A 17565-nucleotide genomic window follows, 5' to 3' on the forward strand; every position below is an offset into this window, starting at 1 on the left:
AATATATCCATTTTCCATTAGCCCTTTACACCGCCGGAAGACATGCCGGCAATAAAGTATTTCTGGAAAAAGATAAACAGAATCAGTACCGGTATGGATCCGAGTACGCTCATAGCCATCATCTGGCTCCAGTCATATGCATGCTGTCCCATCAATAAGTTGATCCCGATCGGAACCGTACGCATTTCCGTTGTCTGTGTCAATGCCAGCGCAAACAGATATTCATTCCACGCCTGCATAAAGGTGTACATCCCTACAGAGACCATTCCAGGTATCGAGATGGGCACTAATACAGACCAAAGAGCTTTCCATCTGGACCCGCCGTCAATCATTACCGCCTCATCCAGCTCCTTGGACAAGGTATTAAAATAACCCGTCATCATCAGGATACAGTACGGCAGTGTCGTAATCAAATAGGTTAGAATCAATGCCAGATATGTATTAAAAAGCTTCATTGCAACAATCATGCCCATGTACGGAATCAGCAGTACAATCGGCGGAATCGCCTGTACGCTGACTATCAGGGAATTAAAAATCTCTTTTCCCGGAAAATCAAACCTGCTGAATGCATATGCCGCAAGTATTCCCACAAACAATGTCAGCAGAACTACGCAGCCCGCTACAATATAACTGTTAATGAAGAATCTTACCTTCGTGGAATCCGTCAGCACTGCTATGTAGGACGCTAAACTGGCTGATGAGTCAATAAATTTGGGCGGCCACGAAAAAATAGCCGAATTGGATTTCAGTGAAGAGCAGATCATCCACAAGATCGGAAATGCCGAAAATAAACCTCCCAAAACCAAAAGAATAGAAACTATGACCTTCGTCGATTTTTTATAACTTCCAACCATCTCCTATTCCCTCACTTTCTTCTGCTGTTTCACATAGAAGATTGCAACGAATATGCAGACTACAAGCAATATTGTGGCTGCCGTTGCCGCCATACTATAATCAACCTTCTGGAACGCTTTTTTGTAAATATATATACTCACCGTCTCTGTTGCATTTACCGGGCCGCCGCCTGTCAACATCCAGATAACATTGAAGGACTGCAGCGTCCAGATAAAATCCAACATTGCGATACTAATCAAAATTGGTTTCAATTGTGGTATGGTAATATGCAGAAAACTCTTAACACCTGTTGCCCCGTCAATTGCCGCACTCTCATACAAATCCCCGGAAATTCCCTGCAGGCCTGCAAGAATACTAATCATATAAAACGGATAGCCGCACCAGATGTTGATAAAGCAGATCACCGCCAACGCGAGCTCTCTATTACTCAGCCACTCCGTATTTTGGGATATCTGCGGAAAAACGGACAGAAGATAGTTAACAATACCCGATGGCTGTAACATTAACTTCCACAGAATCGCAACAACTGATGCCGTAAATACCCACGGAAGAATATAAATAACACGGGCAATTGTTTTGGTTCTGGTCCCAAAATATTTGGTATTCAGCAGCATCGCAAATAACATACCCAGAACCAAATGTGCAACAACGCTTACCACCACAAAGATGATGGTGTTCGATATTGCGCCTAAATACTCGCTGTCTGCAAATATGGCCTTATAATTTGCCAATCCGACAAAATCCGTATTCTTTGAGACGACAGCCCCATCCACAAAAGAGTAACCGATTACCATGCAGATAGGGATAACCATAAAAACAATCATTAACAGTATTGTTGGGGCAAGATATCTGTATGGTGCAGTTTTTTTTGCTGTTAACTTCAAAATCAGTCCCTCCTATTATCCTGTTCTAACTTCATACGCAAAAATCTTTTATAAAAAAGTTAAAACCTCTTTTTAGAAATGGGGGGCAGGGAATTCCCCCCTGCTCCCCACTCTTATTTACCTTTAAGTTATTTACTTTCCTGCTTCGTCAAGGTACCCCTGCCAATTTGAAAGCAGTGTAGCGCTGTCAATTTCACCCTCAAGATATGTAGTCAGATCGTTTGTCATAGAAGTCATAACATCTGATGCGTTAGGAAGGCCAATGAATTCATTAATTACATAGTTCTTCTTATATAACTCATAGTAAGACTGGAACTGTTTTGGCGCTTCGCTGTAATCCGGCTCAGCAACCGTACTGTTCGGGAATGCTGACATAGTAGCTGCCAGTCCTGCAGATGCGGAACCATCTTTTCCGTCCATACCGCCAAGCAGGTAGTTTACAAATTTAGCTGCTTCTTCCTTATTTTCACTGTTTTCTGTAATACCTACAGCCCAGCTGGCATAGCAGATACCGCTCTGGTCTTTGTAATCATCTTTTACCGGAATCGTAGTAGCTTCAAAATTGATGTCCGTAAACTGGCTCATAGTAGCTGCAGATGCTACTGTAAATGCACAGTTGCCCGCTGCAAAGTTACTTGTCATCTCGGATTCTTCCAGTGTGCTCATACCTGGATATAAGGAACCGTCGTCATAAAGTCCTTTGAACATCTCAGCAAGTGCCGCCAGATCCGCGTTGTCTTTTGTCTTGTACGCGCCGCTGTCGTCCTTCAGGCTGATTCCTGATCCCCAGCCGGTTCCCATGAAGACATTCTGGATACCGTTTGCGTTTGTTGTACCCAGGTTCAATGCAAATGCGGATTTTCCTGCTGCTGTAATCTTCTTGCAGGCATCTCTCAGCTCGGTCCATGTAGTTGGAATCGCTTCAACTCCGGCCTCCTTCAGGATGTCCATGTTCACATACATTGGATATGCAAAATTCAGAACCGGGACAACATAGCTGGTGCCGTCAACTTTCCATGTATCGCTTGCAAGACTGCTGTCTACGCCAGCGTCTTCAGCAGCAGTCAGAATACCCATATCAACAAATTCTGAAAGCCATGCGCCGTCTACACTGATAATATCTGCGATGGTGCCGTTCGTTGCGCCTGCTGTAATCGCTGTCTTGGTGTCGGCCCAGGGTGCTGTTAATAATTCTACTTTCACACCTGTCTCTTCTTCATATTTGGCACAAATATCATCCAAATATCCGTCCGGGAGCTCTGCCCCCCACCACTGCTGGAACTTCAGTGTCACATCACTTTTAGCGTCGGATCCGCCTTCATCAGCTTTTGCTTCTGTCTTGGCATCTGTTTTTGCTTCTTCCTTGCCTCCGCCGCATGCTGCCAGACTTACCACCATAATGCCCATCATACCAACGGCAAGCCCCTTTTTCATGATCGTACTCAGTTTCATAATGACTCCTCCTTTAATATTTGCGCCTCTATGCATGTAATTTATTTTCATGAACTGCTGGGTTTCATTTCTTTTAGTGCCAGCTTTCTTTCATCATGCATGTTCGGCTGTTATATTGTGTAATTTTATTTTACCACCATTTCACAATAAGTCAATATTAAGCAGATTGATTACTTTATTTTTGTGTATTATTCACAATTTCGTTATATATTTAACAATATCTCATGAAATATTTTTTTCTCTCTTTGGAAATTTTATTTCACGACTTAGATTTATTAGCCAGACAATCCCCCTGTTTTTCCCTCTTTTAACACAATCTCAATGCCTTAATTTCTAAAAAAGTCTCAAAAATGACAAACAAGGGAATATCGCACGAATGTTTCTTCGTGATATTCCCTTGTACATTATTTCTAATATGAAAACAATTTTCACATGCTATATTTCTTAACCAGACATTTTATTTTCCAAAACACAATAGACCACAAATATGTTTTGCACTTATATAGAGCGTGCCCCTATCTTCTTAACCTCACGATCATACGTAAATATCCCATTCACTTCTTCTTCCACATCCGAAAGTTGTGTATAGACACTTGCACACAGTCCTTCGGGTATCAACGCTTCTACCTCTTTTTCCAGCTTTTTATACGCCCGGTTGAGCTTTCCTCTATCCGTATATATTCCATACCCATACTGAGTCAGGCAGGTGCTGTGGCCCTCCTGTCTCATCGAATATCCGCCGTATTCAGACAGAACCGCAGCCCTTCTCTCCTCCGGTTTTATCCGAAGCTTAAAAAAATAATTGTGCAGACTCTGTAAGTCTCCACCTCCTTGGTCGAACCATCCGCTGGCTTGGTCGATCAGTCGGGAGGGATCTGATTTTCTCAAAATCTGCGTCATATCCTCAGTCTGGAACTGCCCCCATCCTTCATTGAATATCACCCATACGGCAATGCTTGGGTGCCCCTTCAGCCGCTCTGCCGTCTCTTTCATCTCCTTTATAAATTCCAGGCGCCCTTCTTTTTTTTCTCTGGCCAGTAGCCTGGTGTACACATCCCTGATCCTCCGGCTCCTCCAGGACAATATGGTGGCTGCATAAGTCACGAACCACGGTTTATACTTTCCGCCCCCATTCACCATATCCTGCCACACAACCATCCCCAGCCGATCACAGTGATAATACCATCTCTGAGGTTCAATCTTAATATGTTTGCGTATCATATTGAAGCCCATATCCTTCATAGACTGTATATCGAATATAATCGCCTGGTCGGATGGCGCCGTGTAAAGTCCGTCCGGCCAGTACCCCTGATCCAGCACGCCTTTCTGGAACTGCACCTTATGGTTCAGGCAGATTCTGGGGCACCCGGTCCGGTCAGGCTCAATCGTAAACGTACGCATGGCAAAATAACTCTCTGCCCTGTCCTCCCCCAATTCCACTGTAAAATAGTAGAGAAAAGGCTCCTCACACGTCCACGGACATACCGCGGGCAGAGAAACCTCGATGCCCTCTCCCGGCATCCCCTGCGCACTGCTCCAATCCTGTATTTCCTGGGTTTTCCCATCTGCCACGTCGACGGGCGCGCACATAGGACTGCTATATACCCCTGGCTTCCTGACACGGATTTCAACCGGAATATGCGCATTTGCCTCCACCGTAATCCGCACCTTTCCTCCGTCAAAATCCGGTTCCGCATGAATACTCTGTATATACTGTTCTGGCACGTCCTCCATCCAAACGGTCTGCCAGATCCCGCTCTGCGCCGTGTAGAACATGCCGCCTCTGTCCAGCTTCTGCTTTCCCCTGGCGTGGTAGGAAGTATCGCTCAGATCCTTCACGGCCAGCACGATTTCATTTTCTCCCGGCTTTAAATATGCCGTGATATCCGCCTCAAAAGGCAGATAACCGCCTGTATGCCGCGCCGCCCTCCTGCCGTTAACAAAAACTACACAGGACTGATCCACCGCTCCAAAATGAAGCAGCCGTCTACCGCCCTTCCCGCCGTTTTTTGTCTCTTCGCTAACCCGGCAGTCATCCGGCTGCGGCATAGCAAAGGTTCTCCGGTACCAAAGATATTCATTCGGCTGAAGCTGCCTCCCCACACCGGACAGAACACATTCCGGAGAAAAAGGCACCAGGATATGTCCGTCATATTCCGAAGGCCTGGAAAAAGCTTTTGTAAAAGCGTATTCCCATTCCCCGTTAAGATTTATATAGCTGTCCCTTACCATAAGGGGCCTCGGATACTCCTCCAGCACATGCTCCCTGTCAAGTTCCCTTCCCCACTTGGTATAAAGTTGTTTCATAAACATCCTTTCGTTTTAATCTTCACGTTTTGTTCTCATAACAAGCGCTGAATGCCGTCCCATATTCAGCACGACCTCCCCGCTGTGGATCAGATAAACATCCGGCTCCACCGTATAGCCCTCTTCGTAACTGTAAAGCAGGCGTTCCATCCTGCCCGTCACGGGCACTTCCGCCATCCAGACCGGTACCGTCACTTCCCGCAGCTCTTTGCTGTTATTGAGGACTACCACAATCTGCTCATCCCCCTGAAATCTGCCGTACGCCAGTATATTATCCGCCCAGTACAGCATCCGCAGCGAACCCTGCCTCAGAGGCTTCTCGCTCTTATGAATGCGGATCATTTCCTTATGGAATTCCAGCATCTGACGGTCTTCTTTTCCCCATGGATATGTCCGTCTGTTATCCGGGTCCGTAAATCCGCAAAGGCCCGCCTCATCCCCGTAATATATGGTAGGCGCACCGATCCATGTCATCTGGATCACAACTGCTTCCCGCATAACCGCATGGTTGACCCCTTCCTCCGCTGCTCTTGAGCCTAAATGCTCCACTCTTCCGACAATGTGGTTGGTCCGGGTCAGAAAACGGGAATGATCGTGGTTGGACAGTTCGTTCATCGCAACCTGCAGCGACGGTGTCAGCATAGTCGCCATAAAATGCCGCATTGTTTTCACAAAATTGTCTCCATTGCCCCAGAGATCCGTCCTCCGCTCATCGCTGTGCTTCTCCATTCCGGTCAAAAACCATGTTACCGGTTCCATAAATGCGTCATAATTCATAACGCTGTCCCACTCATCCCCCTGCAGCCATTCCGTAGGATCGCCGTAATGCTCCGCAAGAATCAGCGCATCCGGCCTGGCCTTCTTCACTTCCTGCCTGAACCGTTTCCAGAACATGTGGTTATACTCATTGCTGTACCCAAGGTCTGCCGCTACATCCAGACGCCAGCCGTCTACATTAAAGGGAGGGGAAACCCACTTCTTCCCAATATCCATGATATACTGCTCCAGCAGCGGAGAATCCTCGTAATTCAATTTAGGCAGCGTATCGTGCCCCCACCATCCGTCATATGCATAATTGTACGGCCAGGCAGAGTCGCTTTCATTAAAGAAATGGAAAAATGAGCGATACGGGCTTTCCGCACTGACAAACGCCCCTTTTTCATATCCCGCCTGCTGCTCGTAGATCCGTTCTTTGTCCATCCACTTGTTAAAGGAACCGCAGTGATTGAATACCCCGTCCAGAATCACACGCATTCCCCGGCTGTGCATAGCCTCCACCAGATCGATAAACAGCTGGTTGGATGCCTCCAGGTTTGCCTTATCACCGGTGCGCTTCTGGTATTTGGTGGCCTCAATATTATCCGCTGCCCACTCAGGGAGAACCAGCCCTCCGTCTTTTGCCAGCTTCCCATAGTGTGGATCTATATAATCGTAGTCCTGTATATCGTATTTGTGATTGGACGGCGAGACAAACAGCGGATTAAAATAAATAACCTCCACGCCCAAATCCTCTAAGTAATCCAGCTTATCCATGACTCCCTGCAGATCCCCGCCGTAAAATCTCCGGATATCCATGGCCTGAGGCAGCTGATCCCAATCCGTAACTTTCTGGCACGGCTCCCCGATATAAATATATTCCCAGTCCTCCACATCGTTGGACTTATCGCCGTTACAGAACCTGTCAACAAAGATCTGATACATAACAGCCCCTTTTGCCCAATCCGGCGTAGAGAATCCCGGAACTATAACAAAGGCGTAGAAATCCACGATTTCCTTCGCCACTCCGCACCTGTTATAATAGCAGGTCTCCCCGTCTTTTTTCACCCCAAAGCTGTAGGAAAAGGGGTCTTTCCCCAGCTGCCAATCTATCTCATAATAATCAAACTCCCCACGGGAGTCTGTCTTCTTCATTTTATACCCACCAGTCTTGGTTAAAATACAGACTTCATCTGCATCATCCTTCGCCGTTCTGAACTTGAGCTTCACTTTCTCATACTCATCAGGCTCTGCAGGAATCACATAGCTGGACGTTCCATCACAAAATAGTGCGTCCTTATTCATAAAAAACCTCCTTAGGGGCAAGCCCTCCCTCCTCTGGAAGTACTTGCCCCATTACTCTTCTACTCTCCAAAAAGTGCTTCGAATTCACTTCTCGTAATTTTTTCTTTTTCCAACAGCAAATTAGCGCAAGCCTGTAATACAGAATCGTATTCCTTCAGAATAGATCTTGCTTTCAAATAGCATTCGTCAATGATTCTCTTCACTTCTTCATCAATCGTGCTGGCTACCTTCTCGCCGTAGCCCCTTGATGTGTGTCCAAAATCCCGGCCGATAAATACTTCATCGCTGTCGTTATCATAGTTGATCAGCCCCAGACGTTCAGACATACCAAACTTCATAATCATGGAACGGGCAATCGCCGTTGCCTGTTTGATATCCTGTGATGCGCCTGTGGTGATATCATCAAACACTTCCTCTTCCGCCACACGGCCTCCAAGTGACACGGTAATCTCCTGGAGCATATGCCCCTTTGTATTGAACATATCGTCTTTCTCCGGCAGAGGCATCGTATAACCGCCCGCTCCTCCTGTCGGAACAATAGATACGCTGTAGACAGGCCCCACATCCGGCAGTACATGGAACAAAATCGCATGGCCGGCCTCGTGGTATGCTGTAATCCTGCGCTCTTTATCTGACACTATACGGCTCTTCTTCTCCGGTCCGATTCCCACTTTTATAAAAGCATGGCGGATATCGGACTGCTGTAGAAATACGCGTCCCTCTTTTGCAGACAGGATGGCAGCTTCATTCAGCAGGTTTTCCAGATCTGCGCCGGTAAATCCAGCCGTCGTCTGTGCAATCTGCTTCAGATCCACGTCGTCTCCCAGCGGTTTATTCTTTGCGTGAACTTTCAGGATCTCCTCGCGTCCGCCCACATCCGGGCGCCCAACAATTACATTCCTGTCAAATCGTCCCGGCCTTAGAATCGCAGGATCAAGAATATCTTTTCTGTTGGTTGCCGCCATCACGATGATGCCTTCATTCACACCAAAACCATCCATCTCCACAAGCAGCTGGTTCAGCGTCTGCTCCCGTTCATCGTGTCCGCCGCCCAGACCGCTTCCCCTGCGCCTTGCAACAGCATCAATCTCATCGATAAAAATAATACAGGGGGAATTCTTCTTCGCATCCTGGAACAGGTCACGCACGCGGGATGCACCGACTCCGACAAACATCTCCACAAAGTCGGAACCCGAGATGCTGAAAAACGGAACTCCTGCTTCCCCTGCAACGGCTTTTGCAAGCAGCGTCTTACCGGTTCCCGGAGGTCCCTCAAGCAGAACGCCCTTGGGAATTCTCGCACCAACCTGAATATATTTTTTAGGAGACTTGAGGAAATCTACGATCTCTTCCAGCTCCTCTTTTTCCTCTTTTAAACCTGCCACATCCGCAAATGTCACCTTTTTGTCCGTATCCGTGGTCATCTTTGCGCGGCTCTTGCCAAAATTCATCGCCTTGGCATTGGCCCCGCCCCCCTGACGGTTCATAAACATAAAGATCACCGTGATTCCCAAAAATGTGATCAGAAGCGGTACCAGTATCGTTGTAAACCATGAATCCTGGGGAACATCCAGCAGTTTATACTCTATTCCCGCCTTATCCAGAATATCCTGCGTCTTCTCTACATCAGATGTAGTAACTTGTTTTACAGCCCCGCTGTCCTTGAGCGTCACGGTCACAACACCGGTAGGAGCGGTCTTATTCTGCTTAATGATAACATCCTGTACATTTTTATCTTTTACTTCCTGTACAAAGCGTTGGTTTGTCATCTCCTGGTCTTTCACCTGGAATCTGTTTGTAAGCCACAGTGCAAGGAAGACAATCACAATAAATGTAAGAAATGTCGCACCGCCCATGCTTTTATACTTTTTGTTGTTCAATGGTGTGTACTCCTTCCTATTCTACTCCTTCCACCACACCTATATATGGCAGATTTCTATATTTCTGAGCGTAGTCCAAGCCATAGCCGACTACGAATTCGTCCGGTATCTCAAATCCTACATAATCTACTTTCACGTCTTTTTCTCTTCTTTCAGGCTTATCCAGAAGCGTGCACAGATGCAGGCTCTTTGGGTGGCGCTGTCTTAAAGTTTCCATCAGATAGTACAACGTTCTTCCGGAATCAATGATATCCTCCACAATCAGGACATCCTTTCCCTCGATCGACTCATCCAGGTCTTTGGCAATACGTACAACTCCGCTGGATGATGTTCTGTTGCCATAGCTGCTTACGCTCATATAATCGATGGATACCGGTACGGTAATCCTCTTGGCAAGCTCGCACATAAAAAATGCGCCGCCCTTTAAGATGCAGATTAAGTGCACCTGCCGCCCTTCATAGTCTTTGCTGATCTGTTTCCCCAAAAATTCAATTCTTTCGTCAACTTCTTTTTCTGGTACTAAAACCGTAATCTTCTCTGACATCACTTTTTTCCTCCGTTACTTTTATCTCCAGCACCCGGTGCGTCTGCACGGTTATCTGGCAGGCACTGCTCATACGATACCCCAATATCCATATAATCTGCTTCTCATCTGCAATCAGCGGAACGCAGTCCCGCTCTTCGGACGGTATCTTCTCATTAATAAAATAGGACTTGATCTTCTGGCTCCGTCCGTCTTTATCAATCACGATGCTGTCCCGTCCCTGTCTGGGCCTGATAATCAGGTCACCTTTTATTATATCATAGTCAAACCATTTCGTGTAGGTTTTTTGGGGTGCTTGTTTTGCCGAAAAATCAACCGATTTTTCCAGTATACTACAGCATATCGTCAGATTCAGTTCCGGCACCCGGGTAATTCCCGGTACACGTAATTGTATAGGGGAGAAACCCTTTTTCTGCACATCTGTTTTCTTCTTCAGCACAACACCGTCATAATTCCTGACGGCCTTCACCGAATATGGCAGATCCCTGCTTCTGCCGGTCTGTTTCTCAAACAGTCCGGCCACCGCTTCCACATGCGCCATGGTAATATCCCTTTCTGCGCCCGCGGCCCTAGTCAAACATCTTCTGATCAGAAGACCCTGCAGCACCCGGTGAAGCTTCCGGTATCCGGCTTCATAAATGCAAATGCCTCCGTCCTTTTGTTTGGCCGCGCAGTCCTGATAAGCCTGCTCCGTCTGCATCTCCATATAATCCTGCAGTCCGCGTATCTGCTCCATCGCCTCATTCATATGGCGCACGGCCTGCGCATTAACTTGTTCTTCCAGAACAGGGATCACCTGATGGCGCAGCCGGTTTCTCGTATAGTCATCCTCCTCGTTCGTCTCATCCTGGCAGAACCCGCAGCCAACCTCCTCCACAAACCGCTCGATCTCCCTGCGGTTCAGGCAGAGCAGCGGACGGATGATATTTCCCGCCACAGGCTGAATCCCGCCAAGCCCCTTCAGCCCGGTTCCCCGGGCCAGATTCATAAGGAGCGTCTCCGCGTTGTCATTCTGATGATGAGCCATAGCAATTTTAGTTCCCCCACACGCAAGCAAAGTCCTCTCAAAAGCCTCCCTGCGCACAACACGGCCGGCCTCCTCAACAGATTGTTTCCGTTTTTTGGAAATTGATTCCACATTTTCATGATAAACCACACATTTTACATCATGTTTCCTGCACAGTTCCTGCACAAACACCTCATCGCGCTTAGCATTCTCCCCGCGGAGCCCGTGATTCACATGTACAGCCACAATCTCAATCCCCATCTTCTCACGAAGTTCCAGAAGCACAAAAAGAAGGCATACCGAATCCGCTCCGCCCGATATACCTGCGACAATCTTATCTCCACTAACAATCATCTGATAACGCCCAATAAACCCCAAAACCTTTTCCATAAGTAAACTATAACTAATTTTGTGGGGAAATGCAAGGGGGAGTACGCCTGGCTGAAATGGGGAGGAGGATACCGGGGAAGAAACGGGGAAGGGCACGGGAAGTGACCCGCTTACGGAGAAGTACTAACGCCAAAGACACCGCCCGCGGGGGCACGTACATCATGCAGCGAGAAAGCCTGATGCTTTCTCGCCTTAGGATGTACTGGGAAGTGATTTTGGAAAATCACTTCCCATCCCCCGCGGGCGGTGTCTTTGGCGTAAGTACTTCTAAACCGTGCGCTCTACACTTCCCGTGCCCTTCCCCGTTTCTTCCCCGGCATCCTCCTCCCCATTTCAGCCAGGCTATGTTCATCCTTTTACTAAGAAAATTAGTTTGATGGGGATTCACTGGCGGGGCCAGTGAATCATCTTGACCCCTCGGCAATAATCCGCCCCAGCCCGGACCGTCCCGTGCAGGCTGCAGCCATCCGCCATCCCCATCCGTGCGCAATCCGCGAAGCGGGCGCCTATTACGGCCGGATGCACCAAGCCTTGGGAAGCGGACATAGTGTCGTCTGGAAGCGTGGGATGGCTGTTAGCTGGCGTAAAGTAAAAAAGCAGGAAAACCGGGGTAATTTTTGTGATTCCGAATCACAAAAATTCCTGGACCCAGCGCGGGAAGCCATCAGGGCTTCCCGTGATGTGTCCAGGTTGCCCCGGTTTTCCTGCTTTTTTACACTACGCCAGCTTACAGTCATCCCCCGCTTCCAGACGACACTATGTCCGCTTCCCAAGGCGCCCCCCTCCGCCTAATACCGCTCGCCCCCTAGCACTCCCAGAGGCCGACTACCAGGACCGTCATGTCATCCATAGGCGCCGCGTCCCCATTCCAATTCAGTACCTGTTCGAGGATATGATGTGCCATTTCTTTCGGGTTATTCATGGCGGTTCCCTGTATGATTGTCTCCAGCAGGATGTCCTGCTCTCCTACGGGGAGGGCATCCATGATGCCGTCGGTTACCATGATGACGAAATCGCCGTCCTCCAGCTGACGTTTTACGGAGTCTATTTCTATGGTGTGCAGTACGCCGATTGGAAGACTCGTGGAACTCAGGTGTTCTACCTTGTCCTTCTTTTTGATGAAGGTGGAGGACGCACCTGCTTTTATTAATTCGCATGTGCCTGTGTATAAGTCAAATACACTCATATCTATTGTGGAGAAATGTATTTCTTCTCTCCCCATAACCAAGGTTGTGTTGATCATCTGGATGGCGGTTTTTTCCGGAAATCCGGCTTCCAGCAGCTCCTCCAGAAGCTCAATTACGAGCGTGCTTTCACGGCACGCTTTTTCTCCGGAACCCATGCCGTCCGATAAGGCAACTCCCTGACGGCCTCCGGACAGCTCCATCATCATGAAGTTGTCTCCTGATATCTGGCTGCAGCCTTTTCCAATCCGCGCAACTCCCTGCAATGTATAGAATGCGGGGCCTTCCATGCATACTACGGTTGTGTAGTCTCTCCCCAGCATCTGGCAGTGGGCTCCGTCCAATACGAACCGCCGCCCCATTACTTCTGATACGCCCCTGACCAGCTCCTTTGTTGTGACGCATTCATTCTGCATGGCCCGGGCGGTTATATGCACCTCATACTTTCCTTCGCGGTTCATAAAAAAGTTCGTGTATAATACCCGTATTCCTTTCCGTTTCAGGTGCGCGCTGATCTTCTTCTCCAGACGCTCATCCGTAAACATGCTGTCCTCCAGCTCTTTTGCCGTACTGCGGATCATATCTGCAAATGTATCCATCTGCACGGCACACCCTTCCCGGCTCTGGGCAATCCTGTTAATCCAGATCATATTCTGCCGCGCTTCATGGAAAGCCTCCAGCATCTCCCGCAGAAATCTGGGAGCCATAATACACCTTTGCTGCAGCTTTCTTTTTGTCTCCGTGTTCAGTTCATTGCCATAACTGTCCACTGCCGACAGTATCTCGTATCCCATCTGGTAGGTGTGAACAAAATTCTCTCCCCAGCACCAGGAACACTTTTCACAGTTTTTGCAGACTTTTCCTTTCACTTTCTCGAACATTTCTTCTATTTCTTCGCTGCTGAATGTTTTTTTCTTTTCTTCCAGTTTTAAAAATGTGTGGGACAGTTGTTTCAGGGAATCTGCAAATTTTTCAATCTGGGCCACATAGGGGCTGGAATGTAATACTTGTCCTTCTTCCATGCTTTCCCCTCCTATTCTTCGTATTTTCTGTAAAACATAAATATGAGTTTCGTTTCAGAAACCAATCTCTGTGGTATCTGCCGTATTGCGCATCTCCCCCGCCGGCTTGTGGCAATACGGTATATCCGCCGGAATATTCTATACCACGACAAAAGCTCCAGGAATTCTCCTGGAGCTTATCTTTCGTAGTATTGTTATTGAGCCGGTTTAAATATAATCTCATTGGGGTCAACAAGACCCAGCTTCTCTTCAGCAACTTCTTTTATGTACTCGTCTGTCTTAACATACTCTTCGTATTCTTTTATCTCTTCGGCGCGCTCTTTCTGCTCATTGATCTGAGCTTTCAGCTCTGCCTCCTGTTGCTTATAGCTCTTGTTCTTGGCCTGCAGGGTCACTGCATTCACCGTCAGCACACATCCCAGTAATACTAATATCATAGTAATTAAGGCTGCACTGCGCCGATGATAACCAAAACCAGAGCTCCGCTTACGGCTTTTGCGCCGATGCGTCCCTGTAGATTTCTTATTTGCCATTCATACTCACCCAACTTATCATCTTATTAAACACCCCTGCTTAATAAATTCATTCTATCGGTTTTTCTTTCTTTTTTCAAGGCTTTTCTTCATTTTCCCGTATATTTTTTTCGCAATTGAGAGTATGAAATTCGCCAGCACTATTCCGCATACCACACCTAGTATGAAGAACCACCTTATACTACCATATGTTGTCATATACATCTGTCGGAACAGATACACGCTCACTCCAAGCCAATACAGCAGATCTTCCAGATTTACAACCACGATATGGTGAGGTATGAGACGCCTCATCAACCTAAGTATCTGGTAGCTGAAAAGTATCACTATCCCGGACAGCCCCGCGTAAAAAAATATAATCGCTTCTTTTCCGATTCCCAGCATCATAGGCGTGCCTACTTAAACAATTTTGCAAAGAAATTTTCATTCTGCCGGCCGGCCTGATTTACGCTGGAATATGCAATGCTGTCGATATTGCCTGACAGATCCACTTCTCCCTTTTCTACGCTGAGACGGTTCACATGCAGATCGGTTCCTTTAACCATCAGCATGCCCTGTTCCGTCTCCAGCAGGATTTCATTTAAATCAAAAGAAAGAACATCCAGGACACCTGTGACCATACTTGTCTTTCTGTTATTTACAACGAGTTTATGCGCCTTGGGCATTTGCCGCTCTTCCATACACTTTCCCCCTTCAACTTTGCTTTTCTATAGAACTCTTCACTATATATATGAGGGGTTGTATCAAAATATGTACGCCCGCGGAAGATCCCTGGCGCTTTCGCCGTCTGTTCCTTTTACAGATACCGGAACAGCTCTTTTGCTTCTTCTTTTTTTGTCGTATCCTGCAGCTGAAGCACCTCCGCCTTCACAGTCTTGGTGCCAAATTGGATCTCAATGACGTCCCCCGGCTTAACCTGCAGTGATGCTTTGGCAACATTTCCGTTTACAAGCACACGCCCCGCATCGCAGGCTTCATTAGCCACAGTTCGTCTTTTGATCAGCCTGGACACTTTCAAAAACTTATCTAACCGCATTTCTTTTTCCTTTCTTGCTTATGAATAGATTTCATGTAATCTCACTTTATTTTCATTCATCTTTATGCATCTTACTCTTCAAAGAGAAAAGAAAGCACTTACAATGCGTACATCATAAGTGCTCTCTGTATGTTTATCTCTTATTGATCCATTACAATTAAGCGTTAACTTCATCCTTTAAAGCCTTGCCAGCTTTGAACTTAGGTGCTTTACAAGCTGCAATCTTCATTGTCTTGCCAGTCTGAGGATTTCTTCCTTCTCTTGCTGCTCTTTCGCTTACTTCAAATGTACCAAAACCAACTAACTGTACTTTATCGCCTTTTTTTAACTGATCGGATACCACATCGATGAATGCCTTCAGTGCTTTTTCAGAGTCTTTCTTGGAGATTTCTGCCTTTTCTGCAATAGCTGCTACTAATTCTGTTTTGTTCATGGATAAATTCCTCCTCTTTATTGTACTAGAATATAATATTCTAACAGTTTAATAAAGGCGCTCATGTACTGGCGTTCACATGATCAGCCCTTATGTACTGTTATAACTGTTTCCCATATTTTTGTCAAGGATTTTTCCGGCATTCCCGCGTTTTTGGGCACTTTTTTAGGCTTTTTTAACATTTCCAAGGCCCGGTTTTTAGTTGGAAAATTATCCCTGACACGATATGTTACATCATCTTGTCAATCATTGCAAGGACTTCTTTACCCATTTTTTCTGAAACAGCATCCGCATCTTCAAGAGATGTCCCCTTTACACCGTAATAGAACTTCACCTTCGGCTCTGTTCCGGATGGCCTTACACACAGCCATGCATCGTCTGTCAGATCATAATACAACACGTTGGAATTTGGCAGACCGGTTGCTGTGACTTCCCCAGTCTCCATATCTTTTATGGTATCCGCCTTGTAATCTCTGGCTTTGAGGACTTTATAACCTGCAATCTCTGTCGGAGGATTCTTGCGGAGCGTCTCCAGGATCTCCTGGATCTTCGCCAGTCCTTCGATCCCCTTAAGCGTGATGGACTGGATATCATCTTTGTAATATCCGTAACGGTCATACATCGCAATCATCGCATCCCACAGATTCATTCCTTTTGTTTTGTAATATGCTGCCGCCTCGCAGAGAGCCATTGTAGCTACAATTGCATCCTTATCCCTTGCATAGGTACCAATCAGGCAGCCATAACTTTCTTCAAATCCGAATAAATATTCTCCCTTACCGCTTGTCTCAAACCCGAGAATCTGCTGTCCGATGAATTTAAAACCAGTCAGGACTTCTATCAGGCCTGCGTTGTAATAGTTAGCAATAGCGTCTGCCATGTTGGAGGTAACAATCGTCTTAATCAGATATCCATCATCCGGAAGTCCCTTTAATTCTCTGCGCTGTCCGATCTCATAATCCGCGAGCAGACAGCCTGACATATTCCCTGTCAGAGTATGATAATCCCCATTCTTGTCCTTCACACGGACGCCAAGCCTGTCCGCATCCGGATCTGTTGCAAGCACAATATCTGCATCGATTTCTTTGGCCAGTTTCACCCCCAGGTCAAATGCCTCCGCAGCTTCCGGGTTCGGGTAAGATACAGTAGGGAATTCGCCGTCCGGCAGTTCCTGTTCTTTTACTACGTAAACATTCTCGAATCCAAGTTCCTTTAAAATACGGCGCGCCGGTATGTTTCCGGTTCCGTGCAGCGGGCTGTACACAATCTTTAGTTCTTTGCCAACAGCATCGATGGCATCCTGGTGCAATACCTGCTTTTTCAGCTCTGCAATATATGCATCATCGATTTCTGCACCGATTACTTCGTAAAGTCCTGCTGCCTTTGCTTCGTCCAGTGTCATCGTCTTCATGGTTGTATAGTCTTCTACAGCCTTTACCTCATCCATAATTCCCTTGTCATGAGGCGGCGTAATCTGTGCGCCGTCTTCCCAGTATACCTTGTATCCATTGTATTCCGGTGGATTATGGCTTGCTGTAATATTGATTCCAGCTATGCATCCCAGTTTCCTCACTGCAAAAGACAGTTCCGGAGTTGGACGCAGGGACTCAAATACATAGGACTTGATCCCATTTGCCGCCAGGCAGAGCGCTGCCTCATCCGCGAACTCCGGTGACATCCGGCGGGAATCATAGGCAACCGCCACACCCTTTGCGGCATTTCCGCTCTTCATAATATAATTCGCCAGCCCCTGTGTGGCCTTTCTTACTGTATAAATATTCATACGGTTGGTACCTGCGCCGATAATGCCGCGCAGGCCAGCCGTACCAAATTCAAGATCTGTGTAAAAACGTTCCTTTATCTCATTCTCATCTTCCCCGATACTCGCCAGTTCCGCCTTCGTATCTGCATCAAAATATGGGTTTGACAACCACTCATTGTATCTCTCTTTGTAATCCATACTGGTACCTCCTGCCTT

General features: G+C 47.0%; 15 protein-coding genes. All 15 read right to left on the minus strand.

The genetic code is table 11. From position 1 onward, the window contains the following. Positions 1–17: 17 nt before the first annotated feature. Complete coding sequence (locus BN1938_RS02215) at positions 18–854, minus strand: carbohydrate ABC transporter permease (RefSeq protein ID WP_050639040.1); 837 nt, start codon at positions 852–854, stop codon at positions 18–20. Positions 855–857: 3 nt separating this feature from the next. Next, positions 858–1739 (minus strand): carbohydrate ABC transporter permease, encoded by an 882-nt coding sequence (locus BN1938_RS02220; protein ID WP_050639041.1) that lies wholly within the window; start codon positions 1737–1739, stop codon positions 858–860. A 132-nt stretch (positions 1740–1871) separates the two neighbouring features. Continuing rightward, complete coding sequence (locus BN1938_RS02225) at positions 1872–3191, minus strand: ABC transporter substrate-binding protein (RefSeq protein WP_050639042.1); 1320 nt, start codon at positions 3189–3191, stop codon at positions 1872–1874. Positions 3192–3689: 498 nt separating this feature from the next. After that, the gene (locus tag BN1938_RS02230; RefSeq protein WP_050639043.1) at positions 3690–5498 is read right to left on the minus strand and encodes a glycoside hydrolase family 2 protein; all 1809 of its coding nucleotides are present in this window, start codon (positions 5496–5498) and stop codon (positions 3690–3692) included. Between the two features lie 15 nt (positions 5499–5513). Further along, positions 5514–7559 (minus strand): glycoside hydrolase family 13 protein, encoded by a 2046-nt coding sequence (locus BN1938_RS02235; RefSeq protein WP_050639044.1) that lies wholly within the window; start codon positions 7557–7559, stop codon positions 5514–5516. A 59-nt stretch (positions 7560–7618) separates the two neighbouring features. After that, a complete protein-coding gene (gene ftsH, locus BN1938_RS02240) occupies positions 7619–9415 on the minus strand; it encodes an ATP-dependent zinc metalloprotease FtsH (RefSeq protein ID WP_173020082.1) in 1797 nt (598 codons plus the stop codon). 40 nt (positions 9416–9455) lie between these two features. Next, positions 9456–9983, minus strand: coding sequence for a hypoxanthine phosphoribosyltransferase (hpt, locus tag BN1938_RS02245; protein ID WP_050639046.1), 528 nt, complete (start codon positions 9981–9983; stop codon positions 9456–9458). Further along, positions 9940–11343, minus strand: a complete 1404-nt coding sequence (tilS, locus tag BN1938_RS02250) for a tRNA lysidine(34) synthetase TilS (RefSeq protein WP_242843787.1) — start codon at positions 11341–11343, stop codon at positions 9940–9942. Before tilS ends, hpt begins: the two co-directional genes overlap by 44 nt. 841 nt (positions 11344–12184) lie before the next feature. Continuing rightward, positions 12185–13585, minus strand: a complete 1401-nt coding sequence (locus BN1938_RS02255) for a SpoIIE family protein phosphatase (protein ID WP_025653681.1) — start codon at positions 13583–13585, stop codon at positions 12185–12187. Between the two features lie 194 nt (positions 13586–13779). Further along, positions 13780–14022, minus strand: a complete 243-nt coding sequence (locus BN1938_RS02260) for an FtsB family cell division protein (RefSeq protein WP_330377552.1) — start codon at positions 14020–14022, stop codon at positions 13780–13782. A gap of 150 nt (positions 14023–14172) precedes the next feature. Continuing rightward, the gene (gene yabQ / locus BN1938_RS02265) at positions 14173–14505 is read right to left on the minus strand and encodes a spore cortex biosynthesis protein YabQ (RefSeq protein WP_025653683.1); all 333 of its coding nucleotides are present in this window, start codon (positions 14503–14505) and stop codon (positions 14173–14175) included. Positions 14506–14513: 8 nt separating this feature from the next. Then, positions 14514–14798, minus strand: coding sequence for a sporulation protein YabP (yabP, locus tag BN1938_RS02270; RefSeq protein WP_025653684.1), 285 nt, complete (start codon positions 14796–14798; stop codon positions 14514–14516). Positions 14799–14914: 116 nt separating this feature from the next. Continuing rightward, positions 14915–15154, minus strand: coding sequence for an RNA-binding S4 domain-containing protein (locus BN1938_RS02275; RefSeq protein ID WP_050639049.1), 240 nt, complete (start codon positions 15152–15154; stop codon positions 14915–14917). A gap of 157 nt (positions 15155–15311) precedes the next feature. Then, positions 15312–15587 (minus strand): HU family DNA-binding protein, encoded by a 276-nt coding sequence (locus tag BN1938_RS02280; RefSeq protein WP_009004621.1) that lies wholly within the window; start codon positions 15585–15587, stop codon positions 15312–15314. Positions 15588–15816: 229 nt separating this feature from the next. Further along, positions 15817–17547 (minus strand): phospho-sugar mutase, encoded by a 1731-nt coding sequence (locus tag BN1938_RS02285; RefSeq protein WP_050639050.1) that lies wholly within the window; start codon positions 17545–17547, stop codon positions 15817–15819. Positions 17548–17565: the final 18 nt, after the last annotated feature.

The organism is Eubacterium sp. SB2, assembly GCF_001244405.1.
GTDB lineage: Bacteria > Bacillota > Clostridia > Lachnospirales > Lachnospiraceae > Faecalicatena > Faecalicatena contortus_B.